Source organism: Streptomyces sp. NPDC002156, from assembly GCF_053593675.1.
On record NZ_JBSFDA010000245.1, the window covers coordinates 1 to 11,454 of the forward strand.

Genomic DNA, 11,454 nt, shown 5'->3' on the forward strand with positions numbered 1-11,454 from the left:
GGTGAGTTGCGGATCGGCCTCCGCGCAGATCGTCCGCTCCGGATGCACGAGGGGGCCGATCGGGCACCGGGTGCAGAACCGGCAGCGATACCGGCCTCGGGGTTTTGGCTGCTCAGGAGCGAGCGTCGCGCTCCCACTGGTAGAAGCAGTGCGCCATGGCGTCCTTGGGGCTGCGCCAGGTCTGCGGGTCGTACGCGGAGACGTACGCCGACAGCTTGTCGCTGATGCCCCGGAACTCGGGGTGTCCGGCCACCTTCGCGATGGCCGGCGCCGGGTCCTGGTCGGCCTCGATGAAGTGCAGGTACACGTCGCCGTACTGGAAGAGGCTGCGGCGGGTGACCCCGACCAGGTGCGGGAGTTCACCGCTGTCGGAGGTGGCGAACAGGTCGGCGATCGCGGGCGCCGAACCGGGTGCCATACGGGCGACGATCAGGGCGTGATGCATCGGGTGTCGTCCTTCCTGGGCGGATGGTTCAGCGGGGCAGGGGCGCGTTCTGGCGTTCGCGGGCGGCCTGCTCGATCTTGTCCCGGATGAGCGCCATCTGCGTACGGGAGTTGCGGTTGATGTTGTCCGTCATCCACTCGTCGTCGACCGGGGCGTCGGGCTTCATCGCGAAGTCCTGCGTCCAGCGCATCTGGGTGCCGCCCGGCAGCTCGCTGTACTCCCACAGGATGTTCATGTGGGCGAAGGGGCCGGTCTCGACGCGGCGGGCCCGGACGGTCCGCGAGGCGCGGTCCACGGTCCGTTCCGAGACCCAGCTCCAGACCTTCCCGTTGTCGTCCGGGAACATGGTCAGCCGGAACGTCGTCGTGGCGCCCTCGCGGGAGAGGACTTCGAGGGAGGAGTACTCGGTGAAGAGGTTCGGCCAGTTCTCGATGTCGTTGGTCATGTCCCAGACCAGGTCGAGAGGGGCGTCGACGGTGATGCTGTTCTCGGTGTGTCCGGCCACGGTCAGGCTCCAGCCTTGAGGGTGCTGTTGACGAGGTCGAGGAACTCCTGGGGCGTCCTGCAGCGCTCGGAGTCGGGGGGAAGGGACTTGCCGTACTGGTTCTCCAGCTCGCCGACGATGCCGAGCAGGCCGAGCGAGTCGAGGCCGAGGATCCCGAAGGGGGTGTCCGAGGCGCGCTCCAGTTCGCGGGGGTCGACGGTGACTCCGGCTCCCCTCTTCATGAGGGCGGCCAGTTCGTCGTAGGTCACTTCGGTGGTGATCATGCGGGTGCTCTCCTTCCCGCCCGTGCTATCGGGCGGAGTCGTCTCCACGGCGCACTACCAGCGCCGCGTTGGAACCCATCAGTCCCCGGCTGAGGACCAGGGCCGTGCGCGGCTCGGCGGGGCGAGCGCGGGACATCACCAGGTCGAGGTCGTGGCAGATGTCGAACACGTTGGGGGTGGGCGGGATCAGCCGGTGCTCCATGGCGAGCACCGCCGCCGCGACGTCCAGCACGGGCGCCCCGCAGTAGGCGCGCCCGATACCGGTCTTGGGCGCCGTGACGGGGACCTTGGCGCCGTACTCCCCGAGGGCGTCGGCGATGGCCCCGGCCTCGGCACGGTCGGCCTCCGGTACGCCCATCGCGTCGGCGAACACGACGTCGATCTCCTCGGGGGCGCACCCGGCCTCGTCGAGGGCGCCCCGGATCGCCTGGGCGAGCCCGTCCCTGGACCGGTCCCAGCGGGAGGCACCGGTGAAGGTGGCGGCGTGACCGGCGACGACGGCCCGGACGGGCGCCCCCCGGTCACGGGCGCGGTTCTCGTCCTCGACGACGAGCATCGCGCCGCCCTCCGCGGGCACGAAGCCGCAGGCGGCCTCGGTGAACGGGCGGTAGGCGCGGGACGGGTCCTCGACGGTGCTGAGTTCGGCGTAGCCGAGCTGGCAGACCATCGAGTACGGGGCCAGGGGTGCCTCCGCGCCGCCGACGACGACCGCGCCGGTGCCGCGCCGTACGGCCCGTGCGGCGTGCGCGACGGCGTCCAGACCGCCCGCCTCGTCGCTGGCGACGACTCCGCACGGTCCCTTGAAACCGCTGCGGATGGAGATCTGGCCGGTGCTGGCGGCGTAGAACCAGGCGATGGACTGGTACGGGCCCACGTACCGCGATCCCTGGCCCCACAGCTTCTGGAGTTCCCGCTGCCCGAACTCGCCGCCACCGGACCCGGCGGCCGTGACGACACCGATGTCGTACGGGTCCTCCGGTTCGCCCCGGCCGATGCCGGCGTCGTCGAGGGCGAGTGCGGCGGCGGCCATGGCGAAGTGGCTGAACCGGTCGGTCTGGACGAGGAACCGCTCCTCGATGAGACCGGCCGCGTCGAAGCCCCGGACCTCGCCCGCGACCCGCAGCGGCAGATGCCCGCAGCCCTCGCGGGTGATCCCGTCCAGAACGAAGAGGCCCTCGCGGACGGCCTTCCAGTACGAGTCGGCCCGCAGACCGTTGGGCGCGATCACCCCGATCCCGGTGATGGCCGCGCGCGGGGTACGCCGAGTGCTCCTGCTGATCATCGTTTCCTCCCGCCCGGCCCCGTCAGCAGTACGGCCGACTGGAAGCCGCCGAATCCGCTGCCGACGGAGAGCACGTTCCTGAGCTTCCGTTCGCGCGCGGTGCGCGGTACGTAGTCCAGATCGCACTCGGGGTCGGGTGTCTCGTAGTTCGCCGTCGGTGGCACGACCTGGTGCTTCAGGGCGAGGACGCAGGCGACGACCTCGATCGCGCCGATCGCGCCGAGCGAGTGGCCCACCATGGATTTGATGGAACTCATCGGGATGTCGTAGGCGTGCGCGCCCAGGGACCGCTTCACGGCGGCGGTCTCGTGCCGGTCGTTCTGTTTGGTGCCCGAGCCGTGCGCGTTGACGTAGTCGATCTGTGTGGGGTCGAGGCGGGCCTGGTCGAGCGTGGAGTCGATCGCCCGGGCCATCTCCAGTCCGTCGCAGGTCAGACCGGTCATGTGGTAGGCGTTGCCGTAGGTGGCGTAGCCGCCGATCTCGCAGTAGATGTGCGCGCCACGGGCCCGGGCGTGTTCGTAGTCCTCCAGGACGAGCACCGCCGCGCCCTCGCCCATCACGAAGCCGTTGCGGTGGGCGTCGAAGGGCTTGGAGGCGTGTTCGGGGTCGTCGTTGTTGTCCGAGGTCGCCTTGATGGCGTCGAAGCACGCCATCGTGATCGGCGAGATCGGCGAGTCCGACGCCCCGGCGATGCAGATGTCGGCCCGGCCCTCCTCGATCGTGTGGAAGGCGTAGCCGACCGCGTCGATCCCGGAGGTGCAGCCCGTGGAGACGGTCTGCACCGGGCCCTGTGCGCCGAACTGTTCGGCGACGACCGAGGCGAGGGTGCTCGGCGAGAAGGCCCGGTGGAGTTCCGGGTCGGCGCCGCGGTGGTCCACGTCCCACCGCTGTCCGCCCGAGCTGACCTGGACGTAGTCGTGTTCCAGGCGGGTGGTGCCGCCGACGGCGCTGCCCAGGGAGACCGCGACGCGCCAGGGGTCCTGGGCGCCGGTGGCGAATCCGGAGTCGCGTACGGCCTCGTCGGCGGCGACCATCGCGAACTGGATGTAGCGGTCGGCGTGTTGGCTCAGTGCCGGGTCCAGTCCGTGTGCGAAGGGGTCGAAGTCGCACTCGGCGGCGATGCGCGAACGCAGGCCCACCGGGTCGAACAGCGTGATGCCGCGGGTCGCGGTACGGCCGCCGGAGAGGAGGTCCCAGAACGCCGTCGTCCCGGTACCGCCGGGAGCGACCACACCGATACCGGTGACAGCCACCCGCCGGGTCACCGTATGGCCCCGCTTCGCTCGGACTGCTGTCCGTGGTCCGGGGCGAGCCGGTCCGGCCCGCCGACGGCGAACTCCGTGCCGGGCGAGGCGGTTTCGGTCACCTCCGTGTCGACGTGACCGAGGCTGGGACGCGGGGCGAGCGGGCCGAGGTGGAAGACCATGCGGGCCTCCACGTCACCGACGTTGCGGAAGCGGTGGCGGACGTCGATCGGGATCAGGAGCCCCTGGTCGGGCCGGAGGGCGTGCGTCTCGCCGTCCAGGTCGACTTCGAGGCTGCCTGCGACGACGTACACGAACTCCTCGGAGTACGGGTGGTAGTGCTCGCCGATGCGCTCGCCGGGCTGGACGATCGCCAGGCCCATGAAGCCGCTGGTGGAACCCACCGTGGCGGGCGTGAGCATGGCCCGCAGGTCGCCGCCGCGTCTGCGGTTGGGTTCTGTCTCGCTCAGGTCCACGATGCATGGGTGCTGCTTGTTCATGGTTGACACCTCCGGGTGGGGCAGGGACGTCGTCGTCCGGGCGGGGAGGAAGCGGTCCGTCAGGACCGCGCGGAGCTGCGGTCGGTGACGGGCATCATGTCGGCGTGCGACAGGAGGCGGTTGATGTTGCGGTCCGTCTCCAGGGAGCCCTCGACGCCGATCGCGGGACCGTCGAGGAGACGCTCCAACTCGGCTGCTTTTCCGGACCCCTTGAGGCCGAGGGAGGCGACGGGGTCGGCGTCGAGTGCGCCGGTGAGGTCGACGAGCCGGACAACGATGTCATCGCGCTGGAAGACGGTGCTGCCGTACACCGGGCTCGCCGGGTCGTCGGCCGCGGCCTCGTCCTGGTGGGCGAGCAGCTTGGCCAGGTCCATCCCCCGGCCTTCCTTCGCCGGGTAGTACAGCGCGTGCCGGCGCAGTCCCGCGGGTGCCTTGTCGCCGGAGACCACGTGGTGGACGGCGGGGAGCGCCGCCCGGGTGAAGAAGACCCGCGCGGAGTCGGGGTCGGAGAGGTCCCGGTCCTGCTCCAGGTACGGGTTGATGGCCTCCTCGACCGCCCGCACCTCCGGCTGGCGGGCGACGTGACGCAGGGCGGCGAGGAGGTCGCCCTCGACCTCGACGGCCCGGACGACCCGGTTGCCGTGCATGAAGAGGGAGGTGCGGCGCAGCCGGGTGGTGTCGTCGACCTGGGCCTCGGGCGAGGTGTAGCCGGCGAGGATCTCGGCGACCTTGGACTCGGAGCCCGGCTTGACGGTGAAGGTGAGGGCGTGGCGTGCGACACCGTCGCCCACCCTGGCCTCCACCTGCATGCCCGCCTTCGCCGACTCCGGGGTGAGCGGGGCGTTGGGGGTCGTCTCGCGGAGGATGCTGTAGCGCATCGACCGGGTGTCCCGTACGCAGCTGTGCATCGGCCGTACGGTCTCGACGTGCTCCTCGCTGTTCACCCAGGCGAGGAAGGGCGGGGCGCTCTCCCACTCGCTGGTGATGAGCCACTGCGAGGGGTTCTCGATCGACTGGCAGAGCTGGTCACTGAGGTGACCGGGGACGGACGCGACCTGGTTGCGCATGTGCTCGTACGCGTCCAGGAACTGCTGCTGGGCTCCTTCGTACAGGTCGAGCAGCAGGATCACCCGCAGCCTGGAGCCGTCGAACGCTGACTGCGATATGCGTCCCGAGATGGTCATCCGGCGCACCTCTCCTCTTCGTGGTGGAAGTCCTTCGCCGTCGAAGTCCTTCGTGGTGGAAGGCGGGAAGCGACCGTCGTGGCCGAAAGCCGGGGCCGCCATGAGCCGATAGTTGACGCGAGTTGCGGAGTGCGCGACTCCCACGGGGTCGGGCGAGTGAACCGTGCTCCATCCGGGTGCCCCTGGCGGGCGGAACGGGCCGCGCGCGTGCAGTGTGCAGGTGCGTCCCCTCGCTGACCCGCGTCCCGGCAGACACCGGCAGACCCTGGAGGCATTCCATGAACCGCGCTGAAGAGGCCGATGGCCGAGGCGGCCACCGCACGCCCGTCCTGATCGTCGGCGGCTCCCTGGTGGGCCTGTCGACCTCCCTGTTCCTGGGGCGCCTCGGGGTGCCGCACACCCTCGTGGAGCGGCACTCGGGCACCTCGATCCATCCACGCGGGCGCGGCAACAACGTGCGCACCATGGAGCTGTTCCGGGTGGCCGGGGTGGAGCGGCGCATCGAGGAGGCGGCGTCGGTGCTGGCCGACAACCACGGCATCCTGCAGACGCCGACCCTGGTGGGCGACGCGGGCGAGTGGCTGTTCAAGGAGATCGACCCGGGCGGCGGGCTCGCCCGGTTCAGCCCGAGCGGCTGGTGCCTGTGCAGCCAGAACGACCTGGAGCCGGTCCTGTTGGAGAGCGCGCGGGCGCTGGGCGGGGATCTGCGGTTCTCGACCGAGCTGATGTCGTTCGAGCAGGGCCCCGAGGGGGTGACCGCGCAGGTCAAGAGCCGGGAGACCGGCGAGCACACCACGATCCGGGCGGACTACCTGGTCGCGGCGGACGGTCCGCGCAGCCCCGTCCGTGAGCAGCTCGGCATCGGGCAGAGCGGCCCCGGCGACCTGTTCCACAACGTGAGCATCACCTTCACCTCCCGTGGTCTCGCGGACGTGGTCGGCGACCGACGGTTCATCGTCTGCTACCTGACCAGCCCGGACGCCGACGGCGCCCTGCTGCCGGTCGACAACCGGGAACGCTGGGTGTTCCACGCGCCCTGGCACCCCGAACACGGCGAGACACTGGAGGAGTTCACCGACGAACGGTGCCGCGAACACATCCGGCGGGCCGTCGGCGTACCGGACCTGGACGTGGAGATCACCGGCCGGGCCCCCTGGCACGCCGCCGAGCGGGTCGCCGAACGGTACGCGCACGACAGGGTGTTCCTCGCCGGCGACTCGGCCCACGAGATGTCCCCCACCGGCGCCTTCGGCTCCAACACCGGTATCCAGGACGCCCACAACCTCGCCTGGAAGCTGGCCGCCGTGCTGGGCGGCTGGGCGGGTCCCGGTCTGCTGTCGTCGTACGACCTGGAGCGCCGCCCGGTCGCGGAGGCGACGAGCGCCCGCGCCTCGGCTCGCTCGGTCGAGCACAGCCACCCCGGGTACACGCCCGCTCCCGGAGCCGGTGGACCTGGCGGACCTGGCGGCAAGAAGGGTGGCGTCCTCAACGTGGCGCTGGGCTACCGCTATCTGCGGGGCGCGGTCCTGGGCGCGGACGCGGCGGTGCCGGTCGTGCCCGAGGGCGTACGGCTGACGGGTGAGCCGGGGAGCCGGGCGCCGCACATGTGGCTGAACCGCGCCGGGACCCGGATCTCGACGCTCGATCTGTACGAGGGCTCGCTGGTCCTGCTCAGCTCGGCGGGCGCCGGCGGCGACTGGCACAGTGCGGCGACGGACGTCGCGCGGGAGTTGGCGGTGCCGCTCACCTCGTACCGGATCGGCAGTGGTTCCGACGCCGAGCTGTCCTCGGCGAGCGATCTGGAGTGGGCCGAGGTCCATGGCGTCGGCATGGACGGGGCGGTGCTGGTGCGCCCCGATGGGTTCGTGGCCTGGCGCTCGGAGGGGTCGTCGGCTAATCCCGGTGCGGTGCTGCGAGAGGCCCTCTCGACGCTCCTTGACCGAGGCTGACGGCTCATTTCGCATCCGTGCACGGAAACTTCACGTCCGTGCACGGAAACGGGTTCGCCAGACGGACCGGGGCTCTGCTTGGCTCGCCCCATGACCGATCTGCACATCCGCCACGCCACCCCCGCCGACATAGACACCGTGCTGGCGTTCTGGCGCGAGGCCGCCGAGGGAACCAGCATCAGCGACGACCGCGACGGCGTGGCCCGGCTCGTCGACCGGGACCCTGAAGCGCTGCTCCTCGCGGAGCGCGACGGGGTCCTGTCGGGCACGGTCATAGCCGGTTTCGACGGCTGGCGCTGTCACCTCTACCGGCTCGCGGTGCATCCGGAGCGGCGGCGCCAGGGCATCGGTACGGCGCTGCTGGCTGCCGCCGAGGAGCGCTTTCTACGGCTGGGCGGGCGGCGCGCGGACGCGATGGTGCTGGAGCGCAACGAGAACGGACAGCAGGCGTGGCGGGCGGCGGGGTACGGGCCCGAGGAGCAGTGGCGGCGCTGGGTGAAGCCGCTGACCGGCTGAGCCACTTACTGGCTGGGCCAGTCACCGGTTACTGGCTGAGCCACTCACCGACTGAGCCACTTTGCGCATCCTTTACTATTGTCGGAACCATTACTTCCCCAAGTTCTCCGATCTCTTCCAGGAAAGGTGTGAGCGTCCGCCCATGGGCGAGCCTCCCAGTAGCACCAGCAAGACTCGACATCGAGCGATCCCCCCGGCCGTGCCCGACCATGGGACGGAGGTGACCCGATGACGGAAGTGCTTCTCCTCCTGGTGGCGATCCTGCTCTCCCTGATCTGCGGTGCCTTCGTCGCGGCGGAGTTCTCGCTGACCACGGTCGAGCGCAGCGAGCTGGAGCGGGCCGTTGAGCGCGGCGAGCGGGGTGCCGCGAGCGCCCTGAAGGCCGTACGGAACCTCACATTCCAGCTCTCCGGCGCGCAGCTGGGCATCACGGTCACCAACCTCGTGGTCGGCATGCTCTCCGAGCCGTCGATCGCCGCGCTGATCTCGGGCCCGCTGGAGTCGGTCGGCGTCTCGGCCTCGATGTCCTCGACCCTGGCGCTGGTGCTCGGTACGGCGCTGTCGACCGTCTTCCTGATGGTCGTCGGCGAGCTGGTGCCCAAGAACTGGGCGATCTCCGCGCCGCTGGCCGTGGCCAAGCGGGTGGCGACGCCGCAGCGCTGGTTCAGCGCCGTGTTCGGGCCGTTCATCACCCACCTCAACAACACGGCGAACCGCATGGTCCGCCTCTTCGGCATCGAGCCCGCCGAGGAGCTGGCCTCCGCGCGCGGCCCCCAGGAACTGGCGGCACTGGCCCGGCACTCCGCCAAGGCGGGCGCCCTCGAGCCCGACACCGCGGAACTGTTCGTACGGACCCTGAACCTCGCCGACCTCACCGCGGAGAACGTGATGACACCGCGCGTCCAGGTCATCGCCCTCGACGCCCAGGCGACCTGCGAGGACGTGGCGAACGCGACCCGGGCGACCGGGCTGTCCCGGTTCCCCGTCTACCGCGGCAACCTCGACTCGGTCGTCGGCGTCGCCCACATCAAGGACTGTCTGGCGGTACCCGCGGAGCGTCGCCCCCGGGTACGTGTCTCCGAACTCATGCGCGAACCGCTGCTCGTCCCCGAGTCACTGACCGTCGACCGGCTGCTGGACCGGCTGGGCGGCAAGCGCACGATGGCCGTCGTCATCGACGAGTACGGCGGTACGGCGGGCGTGGCCACGCTGGAGGACATCGTCGAGGAGGTCGTCGGCGAGGTACGGGACGAGCACGACCCGCACGAGACGTCCGACCTCGACCCGGCCGGCGTGGACGGCGAGGGCCGCGCCCTCTACTCCGCGGACGGCGCCGCCCGCACCGACCAGCTCGCCCGCGTCGGCCTCCGGCTGCCGGAGGGCCCGTACGAGACGCTCGCGGGCCTCGTCGCCACGGAACTGGGCCGCATTCCGCAGGAGGGTGACACCGTCGAGGTCGCCGACTGGCGCCTGGACGTCCTGGACGCGTCGGGCCGCAGAGCGGCACGCGTCCTGCTGCATGCACCGCTCGTACAGAACGACGAAGAAGAGGAAGGGAAGACGAAGTGACGACCATCCAGCTGCTGATCGGCCTGGCGACACTGGTCGTCAACGCCTTCTTCGTGGGCGCCGAGTTCGCGTTGATCTCCGTACGCCGCAGCCAGATCGAGCAGTACGTGGCGGAGGGCGCCGACGGGGACCGCGCGGACGGCGACCGGCGCGCGAAGAGCGTGCTGTGGGGCCTGGAACACGTGTCCGCGCTGATGGCGGCGGCCCAGCTCGGCATCACCCTGTGCACGCTGATCCTGGGTATCGTCGCGGAACCGGCGATCGCGCATCTGCTGGAACCGGTGTTCCACGCGGTGGGCGTCCCCGAGAGCGCGGGCCACGCGGTGTCCTTCGTGATCGCCCTCGCCCTGGCGACCTATCTGCACATGCTGCTCGGCGAGATGGTGCCGAAGAACATCGCGCTCGCGGAGCCGGTGCGCAGCGCGCTGCTGCTCGGCCCGCCCCTGGTGGCCCTGGCGCGGGCGCTGAAGCCCGTGATCTTCACGATCAACGCCTTCGCGAACACGCTCCTGAAGCTGCTGCGCGTCGAGGTCAAGGACGAGGTCACGGCGACCTTCTCGGATGCCGAGCTGGCCCGCCTGGTCCGGGACTCCGGCGAGGCGGGACTGATCGACGCCCGCGCGCGGGAACGCCTCCACGACGCCCTGGAACTGGGCCGCAGGCCGGTCCGTGACGTCGTACTCCCCCTCGAAAGCGTCGTCTACGCGCGCGTGGGCGTCACCCCGGAGGAGTTGGAGCGGCTGTCGGCCGAGTCGGGCTTCTCGCGCTTCCCGGTGGTGGACGAGGAGCGCCGGATCGCCGGCTATCTGCACGTCAAGGACGCGCTGGACGCCGCACCCCGGGACCTCGCCTTCCAGGTCCGGGACCTGCGGACCATCGCGAGCGTACGGGCGGACACTCCCCTGGACGACGTCCTCACGGCGATGCGGCGCAGCCGTACGCACCTGGCGGCGGTACAGGGCGAGGACGGGCTGCTCGCGGGCATGGTGACGATGGAGGACGTGCTGCGGGAGCTGTTCGGCCAGCCGGCCTGAGCAGGCGAGGGGCGAGGTGGGTGAGGCGGGTGAGGAGGCCGACCGACTGACGGGTATGTGTACGGGCTATCATCTCTGTCGCCATGCAGAAAAACCCCTCATACACCAGCCTCGTCGCGGTCGGCGACTCCTTCACCGAGGGCATGTCGGACCGGCTGCCGGACGGCTCGTACCGTGGCTGGGCGGACATCCTCGCGGCCCGGATGGCCGCCCGCACGCCCGGTTTCCGGTACGCCAACCTCGCCGTGCGCGGCAAGCTGATCGGGCAGATCGCCGCCGAGCAGGTGCCTGTGGCGGTGGCCATGGAGCCCGACGTGATCACGCTGGTGGGCGGGCTGAACGACACGTTGCGCCCCAAGTGCGACATGGGGCGGGTGCGGGCGCTCCTGGAGGAGTCCGTGGAACGCCTCGCGCCCGCGTGCAAGCAGCTGGTGCTGATGCGCAGTCCCGGCCGCCAGGGCCCGGTCCTGGAGCGCTTCCGGCCGCGCATGGAGGAGCTGTTCGCCTGCGTCGACGACCTCGCGTCCCGGCACGGGGCGGTCGTGGTCGACCTCTACGGTGCTCCGTCGCTGGGCGACCCGCGCATGTGGGACGTGGACCGGCTCCACTTGACCGGCGAGGGCCACAGAAGGGTCGCGGAGGCGGTCTGGCAGACCCTCGGCCATGAGCCCGAGGACCCGGAGTGGCACATGCCGGTGCCGCCGACGCCACCGCCCGGCTGGGGCGCGCGCCGCGTGGCGGACGCCCGTTTCGCCCGGCAGCACCTGCTGCCGTGGATAGGACGCCGTCTTACGGGACGGTCCTCCGGGGACGGGATGCCGGCGAAGCGGGCGGATCTACTGCCGTACGAGAACTGACCGCACAACTTTCCTCGCCCCCGCCGCCCCTACCCGTCCCATCCTCGGGGGCTCCGCCCCCGAACCCCCGTATCGCGCTGAACGCGCTCGTCCTCAAACGCCGGAC

General features: G+C 71.0%; 12 protein-coding genes. 5 read left to right on the forward strand and 7 right to left on the reverse strand.

Going from position 1 to position 11,454, the window contains the following annotated elements; translation table 11 throughout:
* Window positions 1-112: 112 nt before the first annotated feature.
* The 7 genes from ACWCRB_RS46210 to ACWCRB_RS46240 are packed head-to-tail and all read right to left on the reverse strand — an operon-like array spanning window position 113 to window position 5,423.
* Window positions 113-445, reverse strand: a complete 333-nt coding sequence (locus tag ACWCRB_RS46210) for a TcmI family type II polyketide cyclase (protein ID WP_451001813.1) — start codon at window positions 443-445, stop codon at window positions 113-115.
* Between the two features lie 28 nt (window positions 446-473).
* Window positions 474-950 carry an SRPBCC family protein gene (locus ACWCRB_RS46215; RefSeq protein WP_451001814.1) on the reverse strand — a complete coding sequence of 159 codons (477 nt, stop codon included), beginning with the start codon at window positions 948-950 and terminating at the stop codon, window positions 474-476.
* A gap of 2 nt (window positions 951-952) precedes the next feature.
* A complete protein-coding gene (locus tag ACWCRB_RS46220; RefSeq protein WP_369033825.1) occupies window positions 953-1,213 on the reverse strand; it encodes a phosphopantetheine-binding protein in 261 nt (86 codons plus the stop codon).
* A gap of 25 nt (window positions 1,214-1,238) precedes the next feature.
* Window positions 1,239-2,495: a ketosynthase chain-length factor gene (locus ACWCRB_RS46225; RefSeq protein ID WP_451001815.1), complete on the reverse strand. Its 1,257-nt coding sequence runs from the start codon at window positions 2,493-2,495 to the stop codon at window positions 1,239-1,241.
* Window positions 2,492-3,760: a beta-ketoacyl-[acyl-carrier-protein] synthase family protein gene (locus ACWCRB_RS46230; RefSeq protein ID WP_451001816.1), complete on the reverse strand. Its 1,269-nt coding sequence runs from the start codon at window positions 3,758-3,760 to the stop codon at window positions 2,492-2,494. Before ACWCRB_RS46230 ends, ACWCRB_RS46225 begins: the two co-directional genes overlap by 4 nt.
* Entirely contained in the window at window positions 3,757-4,239 is a 483-nt protein-coding gene (locus ACWCRB_RS46235) for a cupin domain-containing protein (RefSeq protein ID WP_451001817.1), read from the reverse strand. Before ACWCRB_RS46235 ends, ACWCRB_RS46230 begins: the two co-directional genes overlap by 4 nt.
* 59 nt (window positions 4,240-4,298) lie before the next feature.
* Entirely contained in the window at window positions 4,299-5,423 is a 1,125-nt protein-coding gene (locus ACWCRB_RS46240; protein WP_451001818.1) for a SchA/CurD-like domain-containing protein, read from the reverse strand.
* Window positions 5,424-5,701: 278 nt separating this feature from the next.
* Here ACWCRB_RS46240 and ACWCRB_RS46245 point away from each other — a divergent pair, with 278 nt between their 5' ends.
* The 5 genes from ACWCRB_RS46245 to ACWCRB_RS46265 all read left to right on the forward strand — a co-directional run bounded on the left by ACWCRB_RS46245 (window position 5,702) and on the right by ACWCRB_RS46265 (window position 11,348).
* Window positions 5,702-7,372 (forward strand): FAD-dependent oxidoreductase, encoded by a 1,671-nt coding sequence (locus ACWCRB_RS46245; protein ID WP_451001819.1) that lies wholly within the window; start codon window positions 5,702-5,704, stop codon window positions 7,370-7,372.
* Window positions 7,373-7,462: 90 nt separating this feature from the next.
* Complete coding sequence (locus ACWCRB_RS46250) at window positions 7,463-7,888, forward strand: GNAT family N-acetyltransferase (RefSeq protein WP_451001820.1); 426 nt, start codon at window positions 7,463-7,465, stop codon at window positions 7,886-7,888.
* A 228-nt stretch (window positions 7,889-8,116) separates the two neighbouring features.
* Window positions 8,117-9,457 (forward strand): hemolysin family protein, encoded by a 1,341-nt coding sequence (locus ACWCRB_RS46255; RefSeq protein ID WP_451001821.1) that lies wholly within the window; start codon window positions 8,117-8,119, stop codon window positions 9,455-9,457.
* Window positions 9,454-10,491 carry a hemolysin family protein gene (locus ACWCRB_RS46260; RefSeq protein WP_451001822.1) on the forward strand — a complete coding sequence of 346 codons (1,038 nt, stop codon included), beginning with the start codon at window positions 9,454-9,456 and terminating at the stop codon, window positions 10,489-10,491. Before ACWCRB_RS46255 ends, ACWCRB_RS46260 begins: the two co-directional genes overlap by 4 nt.
* An 83-nt stretch (window positions 10,492-10,574) precedes the next feature.
* Entirely contained in the window at window positions 10,575-11,348 is a 774-nt protein-coding gene (locus ACWCRB_RS46265) for an SGNH/GDSL hydrolase family protein (RefSeq protein ID WP_451001823.1), read from the forward strand.
* Window positions 11,349-11,454 lie beyond the last annotated feature (106 nt).